Genomic DNA, 18478 nt, shown 5'->3' on the forward strand with positions numbered 1-18478 from the left:
ACGCGTTTTCCTGACGTGAACCGGTGTCCAAACGCTGGCTAGTCCGCCTTGGCAGAGTCCTTGTTGTTTTCCTTGTTGTTTTCTTTGTTGTTTTCCTTCGCCTTTTTCTTCCCCTCCGCGGCATCCCGGTCCTTGCCGTTGCCGCTGTCGCGGTGGCGGTTGGTGAAACGCGCATTGCCAAGGCCGGTGCCGATGGTGAGCACGCCCCAGCGATCGACGTCCTGCATGAACGGCACCTCGGAGAGGCCCTGAACCACGCCGTCATTGTGCATCACGATCGCGGTGTCGTGCTCGCCGATCGCAGGGATGCCCTCGATCAAACTCGCCGGCAGGTTGAACTTGCTGCTCTCCCAATTGCCCGGCAGATTCTGCGCGCCCTTTTCGATGGACCCGTCCGCGTTGATCACGCCGGGACAGGCGATGCCGATGAAGGGCGCGAGCTTGAAGCCGTCTTTTTCAGCTTCGGTGATCAGCCCCTTCAGCATCTTGGTGAGCCGCTTCACCGCGCCCTCGCGCGTCGGCTCGTCGTCGGCATGCCGCCACAGCTCTGATTTCACGACCTTGGCCTTCGAGAGGTCCTTGGCCTTCTTCCAGCCCGTCTCCACCAGGCCGCAACGAATGTTGGTGCCGCCGATATCGACCGCGAGGATGCTGTCATAGGCCTCGAAAATCCACGAGGGCGCCAGATGCAGCGCGCCGATCAGGCCGGCCTCGTCGGGGTGATGCCGGATCGGCACCATGTCGATCTTGAAGTCTTCGGCTTTCAGGATGATCTCGGCGCGCGCGATCGCGAGCTCGCCGAGCCTGGAATCGCGAAAGCCGCCGCCGACCACGATGCGCTCGGTCTTGGCCCAGGCTTTGGTCTTCAGGAACCGGCGCGTGACATAAGCGAGCTCCTGGGCGAACTCCTCGATGGCGCTGTGCACCACGGCGGAGGCTTCGACGTCGTCGCTGATCAGGATGGAATCCAGCGTCTTCTTGCTGATGTTCTCCGACGGCTCCTTGCCGAACGGGTCCTCGCCCGTCTTGCGCAGCGGCTTGCGCCAGCGCTCGAGGATCTCGCGGAACGCGCCCTTGCTGGCGCGGTCGCCGAGAAAACCGTCGTCGTCCTTCAGCTCGATATTGAAGCTGTCGATGTCGACCGATGGCAGCCGCTCGCCGCCGTGATTGGCGATGCCCGTGGTCTTGACCAGTTCGTCCGTTGCCATGAAATGCCCTTGCCCGCGTGTTCGGATTTGGAAAGACAACGGCGGGGGAACCGGTTGGTTGCTCGGCTGCGGCAATTCGGGCGGTCTGGCCAAATCCTTCTAATCCGGGCCTTTTTCGCCCGCTTTTCCTTGACTCTTGGCGACTTGCGGCTATAAGTCCGCACAACCGGCGCGGGGCGTTTCTCGCGCCGCATGTTTTTGCGTGGGTTTTCAAAGGGATAATCCCCGCCCGCACAAAACGCATTAACCCATAGCGACTGACAAAAAGCCGGCCCCTGGCAGATAGTCATGAGGTCGGGATTGAACACGAAGGAAAAAAACGATGTTCGCAGTCATCAAAACCGGCGGCAAGCAATACCGCGTCGTGCCGGATGATGTCCTGGAAGTTGGCAAGATCGAAGGCGAAGTCGGCTCGATCGTGCAGTTGAATGAAGTTCTGGTGCTCGGCGGCGACACGCCGGTGCTGGGCGCTCCGACGGTGGCCGGTGCCTCCGTTGCGGTCGAGGTGCTCGACCACAAGCGCGGCCCCAAGGTCATCGCGTTCAAGAAGCGCCGCCGCAAGAATTCGCGCCGCAAGCGCGGCTATCGCGACGAGATCACGGTGCTCCGCATCTCCGAGATCCTGGCCGACGGCGCCAAGCCCACCAAGGGCCCGCGTCCGAAGAAGGAAAAGGTTGCCAAGGCGCCTGCAGCGGAAGCTGCCGAGTAAACCTGAAACGATCACGCCCATTCACGAATTGAGGCGTGCGACGTTTTGAAATGATTCCGTCAAGGAATTGACCTAGAAGATACGCAGGATTTCGGAGACGAGCCATGGCTCACAAAAAGGCAGGCGGTTCATCGCGCAACGGTCGCGATTCAAAGGGTAAGCGCCTTGGCATCAAGGTGTTCGGCGGGGAGCGCGTGATCCCCGGCAACATCATTGCGCGTCAGCGCGGCACCACCTGGCATCCCGGCCTCAACGTGGGCATGGGCACGGACCACACTCTGTTCGCCAAGATCGAGGGTCGTGTTGAATTCCAGGCCAAAGCCAACGGACGCACCTTCGTAGCGGTGCTCCCGCTCGCAGAGGCGGCTGAATAGACGGTGGATCATATGGAGTCCGCCGGGTCCTTGACCGAACCGGCGGAGTCCGAAAGATCGAACAGATCGAAGGCTCCAGGGGAGGCAGGGAAACCGGCCTCCCTTTTCGTTTGACCAAATCACTTTTGACTTAGTGACTTCCAGCGGAGCCGGACATGTTGCAGGACTTTCTAGGCGTGACCTTGGCCGAGGCGAGACCCAGCGTCGTCGCCACCGAACGGCTGACCTTGCGACGGCCGACCCTTGCCGACGCCCACACCATCGCCCGCCTCGCCAACGACCGCCGTGTCGCTGAAAACACCCGCCGCCTGCCCCATCCCTATTCGCTGGACGATGCCGTCGCCTTTATCAGGCACATTGCCGCGCTCGGAGCTGAGACCGTGTTCCTGATCGAGCACGACAGCGGGCCGATCGGCATGGTCGGCATCGACCGCTCCACGCCCGACAATGCCGAGCTCGGCTATTGGCTCGGCGTCGAGCATTGGGGCCGGGGCTTTGCCACCGAGGCCGCGCGCGGCGCCATCGATTTCTTCTTCGAGGAGTTCGAGGACGACCATCTCTATGCCGGTGCGCGCGTCACCAATCCGGCCTCGCGCAACGTGCTGGAGAAGTGCGGCTTCCAGTGGAGCGGCGTGCAGCTGCATCGCTTCCTGGCGCTGGGTTCCTCGACCCCGGTCGACTGCTTCCGCCTCTCCCGCGGCGTGTGGTCGTCGCTGAAGAGCTGGAGCAGCGCGAGACGGGTGAGGTAGGGGCCAACTCTCACCACGAGTCGTCCCGGCGAAGGCCGGGACCCATAACCACGAATGGTCGTGAGGCGAAGGCTCCCACCCCGAGTCTTCGCCAAACCGCTCCCTGGGGGTATGGGTCCCGGCCTTCGCCGGGACGACAGCGGGGTTGTGGCTACACCGGTGGATTCACCTCTTCACTTGCGCGACCCAAATCGCGCTCGCGCAAGTAAATATAGAACCCGGCGCCGATGATGATGGCGGCGCCGATGATGGTGGCGATGGACGGCACGTCGCCGAACACGACGAAGCCGAAGATCACCGCCCACACGATCATCGAATATTGATAGGGCACCACGACGCTCGCCGGCGCGAGCTTGAGCGAGCGGTTGACGCAGAACCGCGCCGTCACCGAGATGCATCCGGCCAGCACGAAGAACACCAGGCTGCCTGGCGTCGGCGGCACCCAGTGGAAGGCCGACAGCACGGCACCCAGCGAGAACGTGCCGATGAATTGCGAGGACGCCATCACGATGTCGGGCGTCTTGCGCAGGCTGCGGGTGATCAGCATCAAGGTTGCAAAGGAAAGACTGCCGCCGAGCGCGATCAGCGCCGGCAGGCTCACCGTCTGCGCCGACGGCCGCAGCGCGATCACAACGCCGCAGAAGCCGACCAGGATCGCGGTCCAGCGCCGCCAGCCGACCTTCTCGCCAAGAAAAATGGCCGACATCGCGGTGACGAAAATCGGGCCGGCGAGATAATAGGTGATGACGTCGGCGAGCGGCAGGTAGACCGTCGCCAGGAAGAAGGCGGCGACCTCCAGCGTCGACAGCACGACGCGAAACAGCTGCAGGCCCGGCCGCTCCAGATGCAGGAACTGGTGACGCTGCCGCCAGATCATCGGCGACAGCAGCAGCAGCGCCGCGCTTGCGCGCAGGAACAGGAGCTGCCCCACCGAATACGTCCCGACCAGGAATTTGCCGATGGCGTCGCCGAACGAGAACATCGAGATCGACAGCACCATGAGAGCGATGCCAGCGAGGCGCGCCGAGCGGTCGTCATAGGCGGAGAGTTTCTTGAAGAAGGGCATTGAGCGCCGTTTTAATGAAGCAGGCCGCCGCGACAAGCCCGCACAAGCCGAATTGAACGGATTGTCGCACCCGTCGCATCGCGGTAGCGATAAGCACCTCACCGAGACAAGAGCTTGCGTCATGATGGATTTCGACCCGGCCCAGCACCGCATGATGCCCGCGCAACGCTGGTTTGAGGATTTCGTTGTCGGCGAGCGCTTCTTGCTGCCGAGCCGGACCCAGACCAGCGCGGTGTTCGCGGCCTTTCAGACCGCGAGCGGCGACACCCACCCGGTGCACTATGATGTGGAATATTGCCGCGCCCGCGGCATGCCGCATCTGCTCGCCCACGGCTTCCAGACGCTGATCCATACCGCGCCCGGCGCCGGGCTGTTTCCATTCATGGTCGAGGAGTCCCTGGTCGGCTTCCTCGAGCAGTCGAGCCGGTTCCTCAAGCCCGTCTTCGCCGACGACACGATCTATCCCGCGCTCGAGGTCACCGAGCTCGTGCCCGGCCGCACGACCGGCACGGTGACGCTTCGCAGCACGGTGTTCAACCAGCGCAAGGAGCTGGTGCTGGAAGGCACCCAGAAATTCCTGATCCGGCGCCGGCCGGCTGGTTAAGCGAGGGGCCTAAATCGCTCAAATTTCGGCCGATTTGCGGGCAAACCCGGGTTGCCCCGGGTGTCAGGCTGGCCTACCTATGGCCCATGAAATTCCTCGACGAAGCAAAGGTCTATATCCGCTCCGGTGACGGCGGCAACGGCTGCGTGGCGTTCCGCCGCGAGAAGTTCATTGAGTTCGGCGGTCCCTCCGGCGGCAATGGCGGCCGCGGCGGCAACGTGATCATCGAGGTCGCCGACGGCCTCAACACGCTGATCGACTACCGCTACCAGCAGCACTTCAAGGCCCAGAAGGGCGAGAACGGCATGGGCTCGGACCGCCACGGCGCCAACGGCAAGAACATCGTGCTGAAGGTCCCCCTGGGCACGCAGATCTTCGACGAGGATCGCGAGACGCTGATCCACGACTTCACCAAGGTCGGCGAGAAGTTCGTGCTGGCCGAAGGCGGCAATGGCGGCTTCGGCAACGCGCATTTCAAATCCTCGACCAACCGCGCGCCGCGCAACGCCAATCCCGGCCAGCCGGGCGAAGAGCGCTGGATCTGGCTGCGGCTGAAGCTGATCGCCGACGCCGGCCTCGTCGGCATGCCCAATGCCGGCAAGTCGACCTTCCTCTCCAAGGTCAGCGCCGCGCGGCCGAAGATCGCGGACTATCCCTTCACCACGCTGCATCCGCAGCTCGGCGTCGTGAATGCCGACGGCCGCGAATTCGTGCTCGCCGACATTCCCGGCCTGATCGAAGGCGCGCATGAAGGCACCGGCTTAGGGGACCGCTTTCTCGGCCATGTCGAGCGCTGCCGCGTGCTGCTGCATCTGGTCGACGCGACAAGCGAGCATGCCGGCAAGGCCTACAAGACCGTGCGCAAGGAGCTCGACGCCTATGGCGGGCTGCTCACCGACAAGATCGAAATCGTCGCGCTGAACAAGATCGACGCGGTCGAGCCGGACGAATTGAAGAAGCAGAAGGACCGGCTGAAGCGCGCCGCAAAGAAGACGCCGCTGCTGATCTCGGGCGCGACGGGCCAGGGCGTCAAGGAAGCGCTGCGCGCGCTGGTCGATGTGATCGGCGAGGCCCCGGTGTCAGCCAAGGCCAAGAGTGCGGCCGAAGCGGAGCCGTGGTCGGCCTGACATTGGAATGCGTGGCCGAGAGTACGCGCACCGCTGGCTTGTCTTCGCGCCCTCGATAGCGCAGCATCCAACAATCAAGAAATTTCAGGGATGACGCATGGCGCGCGCGAAGAACGTTCTCTGGATCATGTGCGACCAGCTTCGCTACGATTATCTCGGATGCACCGGCCATCCGACGCTGAAGACACCGAACATCGACGCCATGGCCAGGCGTGGCGTGCTCTTCACCAAGGCTTACGTGCAGTCGCCGATCTGCGGGCCCTCGCGGATGTCGTTCTATACCGGCCGCTACATGCGCTCGCACGGCTCGCACTGGAACGGCTGGCCGCTGCGTGTCGGTGAGCCCACGCTCGGCGATCACCTCAACAAGATCGGCGTGCGCAACGTGCTGGTCGGCAAGACCCACATGGCGCCCGACCTCGAAGGCATGAAGGCGCTCGGCATCCCGCCGGAATCCGTCATCGGCGTGCATGTCGCCGAATGCGGCTTCGAGCCCTATGAGCGCGACGACGGATTGCATCCGAGCGGCCGGCCACGCCCGAGATACGACGAATATCTGCGAAAGCACGGTTTTGAGGCCCCCAATCCGTGGGAGCATTGGGCCAATTCAGGCGCAGCCGAAGATGGCTCGTTGCAGAACGGCTGGCTGCTGGTGCATGCCGACAAGGCCGCGCGCGTGCCGGACGAGCATTCCGAGACGCCCTACATGACGCGGCGCGCGATGGATTTCATCCGCGAGGCCGAGACCGATGGCCGGCCCTGGTGCCTGCATCTGTCCTACATCAAGCCGCACTGGCCCTACATCGCGCCCGAGCCCTATGCCAGCATGTATTCGACCGAGGACATGATCCCGGTGATCCGCTCGATGCGCGAGCGGCAAAATCCGCATCCGGTGTTCGGCGCCTACATGGACATGCGCTACTCCCGCAACATGGCGCGCGACGAGGCGAGAGAGAAGGTGATCCCGACCTATATGGGCCTGATCACCCAGATCGACGACCAGATGGGCGTGCTGATGAAGTTTCTGCAGGCGCTCGGCCTCCTGGAAACCACCATGATCGTGTTCACCTCCGATCATGGCGACTATCTCGGCGATCACTGGATGGGCGAGAAGGATCTGTTCCACGAGCAGTCCGCAAAGATCCCTCTGATCATCATCGATCCCTCGCAGGAGGCCGACGCGACGCGGGGCACGCGCAGCGATGCACTGGTCGAGGGCATCGATCTCGCGCCGACCTTCGTCGATTATTTCGGCGGCAAGGTGCCGGGCCACATCCTCGAAGGACGTTCGCTGCTGCCGCTGCTCCGCGGCGAGAGGCCAGCCGATTGGCGCAAGGTGGCGTTCTCCGAATACGACTATTCCATGCAGGACGTCCGGCTGAAGCTGAACCAGCCGATCGAGCGCTGCCGCCTGTTCATGGTGTTCGACGGCCGCTGGAAATACATCCACGCCTCCGGCTTCCGCCCGATGCTGTACGACCTCGAAACCGACCCCGACGAATATGTCGATCGCGGCGACGATCCGGAATGCGCTGCGATCATCTCGCGGCTCCAGGCCGACCTGTTCGACTGGGCGCTGCATCCGAACGACCACATCACCACGCCGCGCGAGAGGATCGCGAACTATGCCGACAACCAGCTCCAGGTGAAGGGCGGGATCCTGATCGGCATCTGGGACGAAGCGGAGCTTGCCGCGATCAAGGACGGCATCGCCCAGCGCGCGAAGATGTGACCATCAAAGCCAAGCACAACTTAAGACCGGTCAACAAGCCGCCCTTCGAATTCCGGCTTGCCGGGCACCAGAAAGAGACGGTACCACTCAACGTCTCTCCGCTCGGCAAATTCGATATCCGCAAGCTTCGTGCTTTCTCCGAGGCTCAACTGATCGATTCCAAGATTTTGTGCGGCCGCATAGATCGAATAATCGCCCGGTTTCACGTCTGCGGAATATGCAGGCTCATTGTCGATCACTGACATGACGTGGATGCGACCGCTCTCGGATCGGAAGTGCACGCAGGTGATACGCTGCCATTCGTCGAAGGAAGGCGGCTGATCGGCTGCCACAAGCTCAATCCAGTGATCATTGAGATGAGCTTCGGTACCAATCATGCGAAAAGTCGGCGCTCCTGCAAAGCCCCGTTTGGTTTTCTCGTCGTTCCAATTTTCATCAGCACTGAGCGGTCTGTGCGGATCGTCGCACACGACGATCTGATAGTGACTCGCAAACAGCCGCGCAGCGCCAAGCAGATGCCGTTCCATGAGCGGGGGCCTCATTCACGATTTCGGTTCAATTCTCGATCTTATACCCCGTCGCCTTCACGATCGGCTGCCATAGTGCGATGTTGGCGGCGAGCTCCTTGGTCAGGCCATCCGCGCTGCTGCCGACCGGGATCAGCCCGATCGCCGTGAGCTTCTCCTTCACCTCGGGCTTGGCAAGCACCGCACTCGCGGCGGCGCCGAGCTTGCTGGCGAATTCCGGCGGGCTGCCGGCGGGAAGCCACATGCCGTACCAGGCATCGGCAACGAGATCGATGCCGCTCTCCTTCAGCGTCGGCACCTCGGGCGCAAACGGCGAACGCTCGGCGCTACTGATCGCGATGATCTTGACGCCCTTGGCGCGATGCTGCGGCAGCGCATCCGCCAATGTCGTAATGCCGAATGAGATATGACCGCCGATGATGTCATTGAGGATCGGCGCGCTGCCGCGATAGGGCACGCGCGTCAGGGCAATGCCGAGATCCTTCTCCAGCTTCGAGCCGGCGAAGTGCGGAATGGTGCCGTTGCTCGGCACGCCGAACGAGGTCTTGACGGGATGCGCCTTCAGCCACGCGACGAATCCCTTGAAGTCGGCGACATCCATGGCCGGGCCAACCACCAGCGCAAACTCGAACCGCGCCAGCAGCGACACCGGCATGAAATCCTTCGCCGTGTCGAAGCTCGGCGTCGTCTCCACCATCGGCAGCAGGTACATGGTCGGCCCCGTGGTCACCAGCACCATGCTGCCGTCGGGGCTCGCGCCCTTCACCGCCTTGATGCCGATCAGGCCGTCGCCGCCGGTGCGGTTCTCGACCACGACGGTCCGCTGCAGCATCGGGGCGATTTCCTGCGCGATCAGCCGGCACAGCGTGTCGCCGCCCGCCCCCGCCGCGAACGGGAAGATGATCTTTGTCAGCCCGGCTTGCGCGTGCGCCTCACCCGCCTGCTGCGCCAGCAGCGGCAGACCGAGACATCCGGCCATGAATTTACGGCGATCCATTCGTTTCCCGTCCAGCCCGCGATTGGTTGGCGGCATTAGAACCGGGCTGGCCGGCAAGACAAGGCCGACCTTCGCCGTTTACCGTTCTGCCCGCCTTGCGCCGGCCATCGTCCTGCTGCAAAAGCGGGCCTCACCCGAACAATTTCCGTAGCGCCAAAACATACGCACATGGCCAGCCCCGAACTCAGTCAATTCCGCCGCATCGTCGTCAAGGTCGGCTCCGCGCTGCTGGTCGATTCCGACAGGGGCGAGGTGCGTGCGTCCTGGCTCGCCGCGCTCGCCGACGACATGGCCAGGCTGCACAGGGAGGGCCGCGACGTCCTCGTGGTGTCCTCCGGCTCGATCGCGCTCGGCCGCAGCCGGCTCAAGCTGCCGCGCGGCCCGCTGAAACTGGAGGAGAGCCAGGCCGCCGCCGCCGTCGGCCAGATCGCGCTGGCGCGGATCTGGTCGGAGGTGCTCGGGGCCCACGGCATCGGCGCCGGACAGATCCTGGTGACACTCCAGGACACCGAGGAGCGCCGTCGCTATCTCAATGCCCGCTCCACCATCGGCAAGCTCCTGGAGTGGCGCGCCATCCCCGTCATCAACGAGAACGATACGGTCGCCACCACCGAGATCCGCTACGGCGACAATGACCGCCTCGCCGCGCGCGTCGCCACCATGGCGAGCGCCGATTTGCTGGTGCTGCTGTCCGACATCGACGGCCTCTACGACGCGCCGCCGAAGAACAACCCGAACGCAAAGCTGATCCCGGTGGTCGAGAGCATCTCCTCGGAGATCGAGGCGGTGGCCGGGGATGCCGAGTCCGAGCTGTCGCGCGGCGGCATGCGCACCAAGGTCGAGGCCGCCAAGATCGCCACGACTGGCGGCACGCATATGCTGATCGCATCGGGCAAGATCGAGCATCCGCTGCAGGCGATCGCCAATGGCGGCCGCTGCACCTGGTTCCTGACGCCAGCCAATCCCATCACCTCGCGAAAACGCTGGATCGCCGGCACGCTCGAGCCGAAGGGGACGCTGACGATCGACGCCGGCGCGGTGACCGCGCTGCGCGCCGGCGCCAGCCTGCTGCCGGCCGGCGTGATCAAGGTCGAGGGCCAGTTCGCCCGCGGCGATGCCGTCATCGTCCGCGGCCCCGACACCAGCGAGATCGGCCGCGGCCTGATCGCCTATGACGCCGAGGTCGCCGAGCGGATCAAGGGCCGCTCCTCGCCTGACGTGATGACCATCCTCGGCATCAGCGGGCGCTCCGAGATGATCCACCGCGATGATCTGGTGGTGGGCGGGTAAGGGCGAACTGGCCGCCAACTATTGCATGTCGTCGGCGCCGATATCCTGCCGGCCGTGCATCACTCGGACAACTTCAACACCGTCAGCTGTGGGTATGTAGAAGATCAAATGGTTGCCGACCGGAAAACTTCGCAGCTCGGCGCGTAATTCGCTGCGATCGCGGCCGGCAAATGGTGTGCCTGCCAACATATTGAATGTTGCGTCGATGCGATCAAGCAGCGCGTCGGCCGCTCGCGGATTATCTGCGGCGATATAATCCCAGATCGCCGTAAGGTCGATTTCTGTCTGCGGACTCTTAAGCGGTCTTTTTGCCATTCTTGGCCGCCAGACGTTTCCGACCTTCTGACTTGATCCGCTCGAACATGTCACCGACTTCTTCCATCGGTCCGCTGTCAAACCCCTTCTGGATTTCCTCCCGCAGCACTTCCAGCTTGACCTTGCGCCGCTCCTCGCGCTCCTCGACGAGGCGCAGGCCTTCGCGCATCACCTCGCTCGCGGTGGCGTAGCGGCCGCTCTCGACCAGATTGTCGATCAGGTCCTCGAAATGCTTGCCAATGCTGTAGCTGCTCGCCATGGGACGGCTCCGTTATCAGATAGTGATATTTATTGATATTTGGGCGCCTCGCAAGGCTCCGTCCGAGCTTGCGCATGACCAGGCCATTGGCCGACGTGGCGGCGCCAGCTGGGCCCCTGCCATACCTCCCCACCCTTCGCAAAAGCGGGATTTCCGTGCTAGGACACCGCCTTAGCAGAAGGTTGAACTCCCATGGCCGCCCCCCTCAAAGCCGTTGACGGCAATGCCGATCTTCAGGCGCTGATGTCCGATCTCGCTAGCCGTGCCCGCGTCGCCGCGCGCGTGCTGGCGCTGGCGCCGCCGGAGCAGAAGAACCGGGCGCTGGAGGCCATGGAACGAGCGATCCGCGCCAACGCAGCTGCGATCCTCGCCGCCAATGCCGAGGATGTTGCGGAAGCCCGCGCCTCGGGCGATGCGACCTCCGCCTTCATCGATCGCCTGACGCTGACGCCGGCGCGAGTCGACGGCATGGCCGAGGGCATCGCAATCGTGCGCGGCATCGCCGATCCCGTCGGCATCGTCACCGAGAGCTGGCAGCGACCCAACGGCATGACCATCGAGCGCGTGCGCGTGCCGCTCGGCGTCGTCGGCGTGATCTTCGAGAGCCGACCCAACGTTGCGGCAGATGCCGGCGTGCTCTGTTTGAAATCAGGCAATGCCGTGATCCTGCGCGGTGGCTCGGATAGCTTTCGCTCCTGTCGCGCGATCCACGAATGTCTCGTCCAGGGCCTGCGCGAAGCCGGCCTGCCCGAAGCTGCGATCACGCTGGTGCCGACGCGCGACCGCGCAGCGGTCGGCATGATGCTGTCCGGACTGAACGGCTCGATCGACGTGATCGTGCCACGCGGCGGCAAGAGCCTGGTCGCGCGCGTCGAGCAGGAAGCGCGCGTGCCCGTGTTCGCGCATCTCGAAGGCGTCAACCACGTCTATGTCGATGCCAGCGCCGACCTCGCCATGGCGAAGGAGATCGTGCTCAACGCAAAAATGCGCCGCACCGGCGTCTGTGGCGCCGCTGAAACGCTGCTGGTCGATCGCGCAGCTGCTGGCAAGGCTCTGAAGCCGCTGGTCGAGATGCTGATCGAGGCCGGCTGCGAAGTGCGCGGTGACGATGCCGTGCAAAAAACCGACGCACGCGTAAAACCTGCCAGCGAAGACGATTGGGACACCGAATATCTCGACGCGATCATCGCCGCAAAGGTGGTCGACGGAATCGACGGCGCGATCGCGCACATCCAGGACCACGGCTCGCACCACACCGATGCGATCGTGAGTTCGGATGAGGCTGCGGCGAGAAAATTCCTCAGCGAAGTCGATTCCGCGATTGTGCTGCACAATGCCTCGACGCAGTTCGCCGACGGCGGCGAGTTCGGCTTTGGCGCCGAGATCGGCATCGCCACCGGCCGCTTCCACGCCCGTGGTCCTGTTGGCGCCGAGCAATTGACGAGCTTCAAATATCGCGTTCACGGCACCGGACAGACGCGGCCGTAAGCGATGTCGCGAGGCGCGGGGCATTGAGTCAAAATTTCGTCGTGCCGCGCTTCGTGGCGCAAGCGGTCCCGCCCCATACCGGGGGCATGCGCATCGGCCTGCTCGGCGGCTCGTTCAATCCGCCGCATCAGGCGCATCGCGCGATCAGCCGCTTCGCCTTGACGCGATTGCAACTCGATCGCGTCTGGTGGCTGGTGACCCCAGGCAATCCGCTCAAGGAGAACGGCAATCTGCACGAGCTCGGCGAGCGCATGCAGGCGGCGCGCGACGTCGCTGATGACCCGCGGATCGAGGTGAGCTGTCTCGAATCCGTCATTCGCACCCGCTATACTATCGACACGATCAACACCTTGCGCCGCCGCTTCCCGGGCTTGCGCTTTGTCTGGATTATGGGCGCCGACAACCTCGCTCAATTCCATCGTTGGCAGGACTGGCGGCGCATCGCCGCCCAGGTCCCGATGGCAGTGATCGACCGTCCGCCGCAGAGTTTCCGCGCCCTCGCCTCCCCCGCTGCCCAGGCGCTCGCGCGCTATCGCCTGCCGGAGAATGAAGCCGCCTTGCTTGCGGATCGGCCGGCGCCGGCCTGGGTCTTTCTGACCGGATTGAAGCTCAATCTCTCCTCGACGGGCTTGAGGAACCCGGACGGAAGCTGGAAAGGTACGAAGTGAGACGCAATGTGGGGATTTACGGGCTCTCTGGCATATTGAAACCCTTAACCCCACATGATGTAGTGTAGCCAGTGGACGCCGGATTCGCGTTCGCGATACAGTGAAAGGAATGGTCCCTGACCACGTCTGTATTGTCCAAGTCTGTTTTACCCAAGGTTGCCAAGCCTACGCGTAAAACATCGACCCAAGCTGCGGCCTTGAAGGCGCAACCCGACGCCGACAAGACGCTGAGCCTGATCCTCTCCCGCCTCGAGGATATGAAGGCGGAAGAGACGGTCACCATCGACCTTCGCGGCAAATCGGCATACTCCGACTACATGATCGTCACCACGGGCCGTGTGAACCGGCACGTTGGCGCGATCGCGGAGAACGTGACGAAGAGCCTCAAGGAAAGCGGCATCAAGAACATCCATGTCGAGGGCTTGCCCAATTGCGACTGGGTGCTGATCGATTCCGGCGATGTGATCGTGCACGTGTTCAGACCCGAGGTCCGTGAGTTCTACAACCTCGAGCGGTTGTACACGCAGGGCCCAGGGGCGGCGAAGGCGATCTAGGCTCGACCCGGTAGGCCCGCTTGGCCGATTTCGAATCGGCTGACGCGCATGCTAGCGTCGTGCGCGCGCGGAATGCGCGCGGTCATGAAAACACGACTCTGAAGCCTCATGCGTGTTGCAGTCATTGCGGTGGGCCGGCTGAAGCAGGGCCCCGAACGGGAGCTTGCCGACCGCTATTTCGAGCGGTTCGACGAGGTTGGCCGCAAGCTCGGATTCCGCGAGCTGACCATCCACGAAATCCCCGAGAGCCGCGCGCGCGACACCGCAACGCGCATGGCCGAGGAAGCCGCGGCGATATCGGCGCACATTCCCGAAAAATCGATTCTGGTGGCGATGGACGAGCGCGGCCAAAACCTCGATTCCACCGTATTCGCACGGAATCTCGGACGCTGGCGCGACGAGGGCGCCGGTCATACTATCTTCGCGATCGGAGGGGCGGACGGACTTTCGCCCGAATTGCGCCGTAAGGCCAAGCTCACGATCGCGTTCGGCTCTGCGACCTGGCCGCATCAAATGGTCCGCGTCATGCTTCTGGAACAGCTGTATCGGGCCGCCACCATTCTGGCCGGCCACCCCTATCATCGCGCGTGATTCGCGCCACAACGAGCACCTTGCGCAACAGATGCGAGCGCCGATCCTCAATTTGCTGCTAATGGCGAGCTGCGCCGGCGCAAGCCTCTTCGCTGAAGAAAGCCTCGCGCAAGCTCAGGCGCAAGGTCAGGCGCAAGGTCAGGCAATCGCACCGGCGCCGCAGACCGCGGCGATCTCACCCGACGCGATCAAGCAGCGCGAGCAGGAGCTGGAAGCCGCGCGCGCCCGGCAGAAGAGCGCGGAGGAGGCGCAGGCCAAGCTGAAGGCCGAGATCGCCTCGCTCGGCCAGGACCGCACCCAGCTCAATCAGCAATTGATCGACACCGCCGCCAATGTCCGCACCGTCGAGACCAAGATCGACGAGGCCGAGGCGCGGCTGAAGACGCTGAACGGCCGCGAGCAGCAGGCGCGCGCTTCGCTCGATTCGCGTCGCGCCGACATCGTCGAGGTGCTGGCGGCCCTGCAGCGCGCCGGACGGCGTACGCCGCCGGCGCTGCTGGTGCGGCCCGAAGATGCGCTGCAATCGCTGCGCACCGCGATGCTGCTCGGCGCCGTCGTGCCGGAATTGCGCGGCCGCGCCGAGACGATCGCAAGCGAGCTCGGCGAGCTTGTTGCCTTGCGCAAGACCATCGCGAGCGAACGCGACCAGCTCGCCTCCGACCGCGACAGGATCCGCAGCGACCAGACCCGGCTCACCGCCCTGGTCGAGGAGCGGCAGCGCCAGCAGGCCTCGCGCGAAAAGGACCTCGACGCCGAGAATTCGCGCGCCATCACGCTGTCAAAGCAGGTCGGCGATCTCCAGGGGCTGATCGCCAAGATGGAGCAGGACCTGCAAAGCGCCGCCAAGGCGGCCGAGCAGGCCGCCGAGGCCGCCAGGCAGGCCGAGGCCAAGGAGGCCAAAGAGGCCAACGCTGCGGCTGCAAACGCGGCGGCCAATGCCAAACCGGGCCCGGCCATCTTCAAGGACCGCTCCCGGACCAGCCCGGCGATCCTGTTTGCCTCGGCCAAGGGGCTCCTGCCGCTGCCGGTTAACGGTAACAAGATCAGGGACTTTGGCGGTTCCGACGGGGTCGGCGGGGTCCAGAAGGGCATTTCGCTGGCCACCAAGCCCGGCTCCCAGGTCACGACGCCGTGCGACGGCTGGGTGGTCTATGCCGGCCCGTTCCGCAGCTATGGACAACTCTTGATCCTCAATGCCGGGGGCGGGTATCATGTCCTCATCGCCGGGATGGAGCGCATTTCGGTAAACATCGGACAGTTTGTGCTCACGGGGGAGCCGGTCGCGACCATGGGGTCGACATCTCAAGTCGCCTCCATTCTCGCCACCAACGCGAGTCAACCTGTGCTGTATGTCGAGTTCCGCAAAGACGGCACTCCAATCGATCCAGGCCCATGGTGGGCCGCAAATGAAGGCGAGAAGGTTCGCGGATGATGCGCAAGACTTCAGTTATCCTCCTCAGCGCGGCCACCGGTGCGGCGCTGACGCTGTTCGTGACCCAGCCGCGCGCGGTGTTCATGGGCTCCAGCGCGCGAGCCGCGACAGCGGACACCTATCGCCAGCTCAACCTGTTCGGCGACGTCTTCGAGCGCGTGCGCTCCGACTATGTCGAGAAGCCCGACGACACCAAGCTGATCGAATCCGCGATCAGCGGCATGCTCTCGGGCCTCGATCCGCATTCGAGCTACATGGACGCCAAGAGCTTCCGCGACATGCAGGTGCAGACCCGCGGCGAGTTCGGCGGTCTCGGCATCGAGGTCACGATGGAAGACGGCCTGATCAAGGTGGTCTCGCCGATCGACGACACGCCGGCCTCGCGCGCCGGCGTCATGGCCAACGACATCATCACCAATCTCGACGATGAAGCGGTGCAGGGCCTGACCCTGAACCAGGCGGTCGAGAAGATGCGCGGCCCCGTCAACACCAAGATCAAGCTCAAGATCATCCGCAAGGGCCAGGACAATCCGATCGACGTCACCCTGGTGCGCGACAACATCCGCGTCCGCTCGGTGCGCGCGCGCGTCGAGGCCGACGACATCGCCTATATCCGCATCACCACCTTCAACGAACAGACCACCGAAGGCCTGAAGAAGGAGGTCGCCAACCTCTCGAGCCAGATCGGCGACAAGCTGAAGGGCTACATCATCGACCTGCGTAACAATCCGGGCGGCCTGCTCGAGGAAGCCGTCACCGTGTCCGATTCGTTCCTGGAGAAGGGCGAGATCGTGTCGACCCGCGGCCGCAATGCCGAGGAGACCCAGCGCCGCACCGCGCACGCGGGTGACCTCACCAAGGGCAAGCCTGTCATCGTGCTCGTCAACGGAGGTTCGGCCTCGGCTTCGGAGATCGTCGCCGGCGCGCTGCAGGACCACAAGCGCGCGACCATCGTCGGCACGCGCTCGTTCGGCAAGGGCTCGGTGCAGACCATCATCCCGCTCGGAAGCGGCAACGGCGCACTGCGCCTCACCACGGCGCGCTACTACACGCCGTCGGGCAAGTCGATCCAGGCCAAGGGCATCGTGCCTGATATCGAAGTGCTGCAGGACGTGCCTGATGAGCTGAAGGCGCGCACCGATACCAAGGGCGAAGCTTCGCTGCGCGGTCACCTCAAGAACGACGGCGACGAGAAGACCGGTTCGCAATCCTACGTCCCGCCGGACGCCAAGGACGACAAGGCGCTCAAGATGGCCGACGATTTGCTCCACGGCATCAAGAACAGCGCCTCCGCGGCGCCGACGCCGGGCAGCGACAACAAGGCCGCGCCCGCGGACAAGCCCAAGGCAGCGAACTAAGGCAGCCAACCAAGGCGGCGAGCTAGGCACACCTATCCGATCTGACGAAAGGGCGGCTTCAGGAAGCCGCCCTTTTTGCTTGGGAACTCCTGGTCTCCCCGGCCTATCCCGGCCTGCCGCCGCTTGACCTCGACGTGGTATCGTCGGGTCGAGTGATTCGGGATCTCGCATGACTGAAACGGCCGATGATCTGAGCGCCCCGCTCGGACAGGACAAGCCGCGCCGGAAACGGCGGCTGCGGCTGCCGTTCACCGCCATGCAACTGATCGCCGTCATGCTCGGCCTGTTCCTGGTCACCTTTGCCGGCTTTGCCATCTTCAACAAGGACCCGCTCGGCGGCGAGCCGATGATGCGGATCGCGATCCGCGATCCCAAGGCCACCGACGAGAAGCCTGTCGCCTCCGGTCACGGCCAGGAGATCAAGCAGGAAGGCAAGCAGGAGACCAAGGAGGCGCCGAAGCAGGCGAGCGAGCAGAAGACCGTCACCATGATCGACGGCTCCACCGGCGCACGCCATGACGTGGTGATCGGCGCGGGCGAGGCTGCCGACAAAGGCGAGGCGGCTTCCGCAGCCCCGCCCGTCATGAACGGGGGCGATCCAAAGCTGCTGGAGAAGTCCCGCTACGGCATGATCCCCGCCATCTCGGGCGACCTCAAGCCGTTCAACGTCTATGCCGCCGAGGCTGACCGGGCTAAGGCCGCGAAAATGCCTGTGGTGGCGATCGTGATCGGCGGCCTCGGCGTCGGCGCCGCCAAGACCACCGACGCCATCATGAAGCTGCCGGGCGCGGTGACGCTGGCCTTCACGCCTTATGGGTCCGATCCCGGCAAGCTCGCCGAGCGCGCCCGCGCCCAGCGCCACGAGATCTTCCTTCAGATCCCGATGGAGCCCTACGACTTCCCCGACAACGATCCCGGCCCGCAGACGCTGCTGACCTCGCTGACTCCAGACCAGAACACCGACCGCCTGTACTGGCACCTCAGCCGGATGCAGGGCTATGCCGGCCTCACCAATTTCATGGGCGCCCGCTTCATCGCGACGGACGCGGCGATGCAGCCGATCATTCGCGAGGCCAGTAGGCGCGGCCTCGGCTTCTTCGATGACGGCTCCTCGCCCCGCAGCATCGCCTTACAGGCGGCCGGGAGCCTCGCGGTGCCGTTCGGCAGGGGCGACATCGCGCTCGACGCGGTGCCGACCCCGACCGAGATCGACCGCGCCCTCAACAAGCTGGAATCGACGGCGCGGGAGCGCGGCGTCGCCATCGGCACGGCCTCGGCCCTGCCGGTCTCGATCGAGCGGATCGGGGCCTGGATCAAGACATTGAACGACCGGGGTATTCTATTGGTGCCATTGACAACCGCGATGCTGAAATCAAAATCCAGCTAAATCAAAGAATTGGTACGGCAGGGCTTCCCGATGGCCCGGCCGG

Annotated in this window: 20 protein-coding genes; 14 read left to right on the forward strand and 6 right to left on the reverse strand. The window is 64.2% G+C overall.

What is annotated here, in order from left to right:
• Positions 1 to 38 precede the first annotated feature (38 nt).
• Positions 39 to 1208 carry an ROK family protein gene (locus tag XH98_RS17800; RefSeq protein WP_271619432.1) on the reverse strand — a complete coding sequence of 390 codons (1170 nt, stop codon included), beginning with the start codon at positions 1206 to 1208 and terminating at the stop codon, positions 39 to 41.
• Positions 1209 to 1530: 322 nt separating this feature from the next.
• Here XH98_RS17800 and rplU point away from each other — a divergent pair, with 322 nt between their 5' ends.
• From rplU to XH98_RS17815, 3 genes are all read left to right on the forward strand, one after another.
• Entirely contained in the window at positions 1531 to 1917 is a 387-nt protein-coding gene (rplU, locus tag XH98_RS17805; RefSeq protein WP_057740817.1) for a 50S ribosomal protein L21, read from the forward strand.
• A 104-nt stretch (positions 1918 to 2021) separates the two neighbouring features.
• Positions 2022 to 2291, forward strand: a complete 270-nt coding sequence (gene rpmA, locus XH98_RS17810; protein ID WP_092234086.1) for a 50S ribosomal protein L27 — start codon at positions 2022 to 2024, stop codon at positions 2289 to 2291.
• A gap of 155 nt (positions 2292 to 2446) precedes the next feature.
• Positions 2447 to 3040 carry a GNAT family N-acetyltransferase gene (locus tag XH98_RS17815; RefSeq protein WP_271599630.1) on the forward strand — a complete coding sequence of 198 codons (594 nt, stop codon included), beginning with the start codon at positions 2447 to 2449 and terminating at the stop codon, positions 3038 to 3040.
• A gap of 151 nt (positions 3041 to 3191) precedes the next feature.
• On the opposite strand, the gene XH98_RS17820 is transcribed toward XH98_RS17815, so the two are convergent.
• Positions 3192 to 4106: a DMT family transporter gene (locus XH98_RS17820; RefSeq protein WP_271619433.1), complete on the reverse strand. Its 915-nt coding sequence runs from the start codon at positions 4104 to 4106 to the stop codon at positions 3192 to 3194.
• Between the two features lie 121 nt (positions 4107 to 4227).
• Here XH98_RS17820 and XH98_RS17825 point away from each other — a divergent pair, with 121 nt between their 5' ends.
• The 3 genes from XH98_RS17825 (at position 4228) to XH98_RS17835 (ending at position 7569) form a co-directional block, all read left to right on the forward strand.
• On the forward strand, positions 4228 to 4710 hold the full coding sequence (locus XH98_RS17825; protein WP_271619434.1) for a MaoC family dehydratase: 483 nt from the start codon (positions 4228 to 4230) through the stop codon (positions 4708 to 4710).
• 86 nt (positions 4711 to 4796) lie between these two features.
• Complete coding sequence (obgE, locus tag XH98_RS17830) at positions 4797 to 5837, forward strand: GTPase ObgE (RefSeq protein ID WP_057740805.1); 1041 nt, start codon at positions 4797 to 4799, stop codon at positions 5835 to 5837.
• Between the two features lie 97 nt (positions 5838 to 5934).
• Positions 5935 to 7569 (forward strand): alkaline phosphatase family protein, encoded by a 1635-nt coding sequence (locus XH98_RS17835; RefSeq protein ID WP_271619435.1) that lies wholly within the window; start codon positions 5935 to 5937, stop codon positions 7567 to 7569.
• Positions 7570 to 7589: 20 nt separating this feature from the next.
• Here the strand turns inward: XH98_RS17835 and comJ are convergent, their stop codons facing one another.
• The gene (gene comJ / locus XH98_RS17840; RefSeq protein ID WP_271619436.1) at positions 7590 to 8096 is read right to left on the reverse strand and encodes a competence protein ComJ; all 507 of its coding nucleotides are present in this window, start codon (positions 8094 to 8096) and stop codon (positions 7590 to 7592) included.
• Between the two features lie 28 nt (positions 8097 to 8124).
• On the reverse strand, positions 8125 to 9093 hold the full coding sequence (locus XH98_RS17845; protein ID WP_271619437.1) for a Bug family tripartite tricarboxylate transporter substrate binding protein: 969 nt from the start codon (positions 9091 to 9093) through the stop codon (positions 8125 to 8127).
• A 168-nt stretch (positions 9094 to 9261) separates the two neighbouring features.
• Between XH98_RS17845 and proB the strand changes: the two genes are divergently transcribed.
• On the forward strand, positions 9262 to 10383 hold the full coding sequence (gene proB, locus XH98_RS17850; RefSeq protein WP_271599625.1) for a glutamate 5-kinase: 1122 nt from the start codon (positions 9262 to 9264) through the stop codon (positions 10381 to 10383).
• Positions 10384 to 10401: 18 nt separating this feature from the next.
• On the opposite strand, the gene XH98_RS17855 is transcribed toward proB, so the two are convergent.
• Positions 10402 to 10698, reverse strand: a complete 297-nt coding sequence (locus tag XH98_RS17855; protein WP_271599624.1) for a type II toxin-antitoxin system RelE/ParE family toxin — start codon at positions 10696 to 10698, stop codon at positions 10402 to 10404.
• Positions 10679 to 10957 (reverse strand): type II toxin-antitoxin system ParD family antitoxin, encoded by a 279-nt coding sequence (locus XH98_RS17860; protein WP_271619438.1) that lies wholly within the window; start codon positions 10955 to 10957, stop codon positions 10679 to 10681. Before XH98_RS17860 ends, XH98_RS17855 begins: the two co-directional genes overlap by 20 nt.
• A gap of 192 nt (positions 10958 to 11149) precedes the next feature.
• On the opposite strand from XH98_RS17860, the gene XH98_RS17865 reads away from it, so the two are divergent.
• The 7 genes from XH98_RS17865 (at position 11150) to XH98_RS17895 (ending at position 18435) form a co-directional block, all read left to right on the forward strand.
• Positions 11150 to 12445, forward strand: coding sequence for a glutamate-5-semialdehyde dehydrogenase (locus XH98_RS17865; RefSeq protein ID WP_271619439.1), 1296 nt, complete (start codon positions 11150 to 11152; stop codon positions 12443 to 12445).
• 23 nt (positions 12446 to 12468) lie between these two features.
• Positions 12469 to 13113, forward strand: coding sequence for a nicotinate-nucleotide adenylyltransferase (locus XH98_RS17870; protein ID WP_271619440.1), 645 nt, complete (start codon positions 12469 to 12471; stop codon positions 13111 to 13113).
• Positions 13114 to 13310: 197 nt separating this feature from the next.
• Entirely contained in the window at positions 13311 to 13667 is a 357-nt protein-coding gene (gene rsfS, locus XH98_RS17875; RefSeq protein WP_057740788.1) for a ribosome silencing factor, read from the forward strand.
• A gap of 108 nt (positions 13668 to 13775) precedes the next feature.
• Positions 13776 to 14258, forward strand: coding sequence for a 23S rRNA (pseudouridine(1915)-N(3))-methyltransferase RlmH (gene rlmH, locus XH98_RS17880; RefSeq protein WP_271599620.1), 483 nt, complete (start codon positions 13776 to 13778; stop codon positions 14256 to 14258).
• A 31-nt stretch (positions 14259 to 14289) separates the two neighbouring features.
• Entirely contained in the window at positions 14290 to 15690 is a 1401-nt protein-coding gene (locus XH98_RS17885; RefSeq protein ID WP_271619441.1) for a murein hydrolase activator EnvC family protein, read from the forward strand.
• Positions 15687 to 17048, forward strand: a complete 1362-nt coding sequence (locus tag XH98_RS17890) for a S41 family peptidase (RefSeq protein ID WP_057740782.1) — start codon at positions 15687 to 15689, stop codon at positions 17046 to 17048. Before XH98_RS17885 ends, XH98_RS17890 begins: the two co-directional genes overlap by 4 nt.
• Positions 17049 to 17217: 169 nt before the next feature.
• The gene (locus XH98_RS17895) at positions 17218 to 18435 is read left to right on the forward strand and encodes a divergent polysaccharide deacetylase family protein (protein ID WP_271599618.1); all 1218 of its coding nucleotides are present in this window, start codon (positions 17218 to 17220) and stop codon (positions 18433 to 18435) included.
• Positions 18436 to 18478 lie beyond the last annotated feature (43 nt).

Source organism: Bradyrhizobium sp. CCBAU 51745 (assembly GCF_028128715.1).
Classification (GTDB): domain Bacteria; phylum Pseudomonadota; class Alphaproteobacteria; order Rhizobiales; family Xanthobacteraceae; genus Bradyrhizobium; species Bradyrhizobium manausense.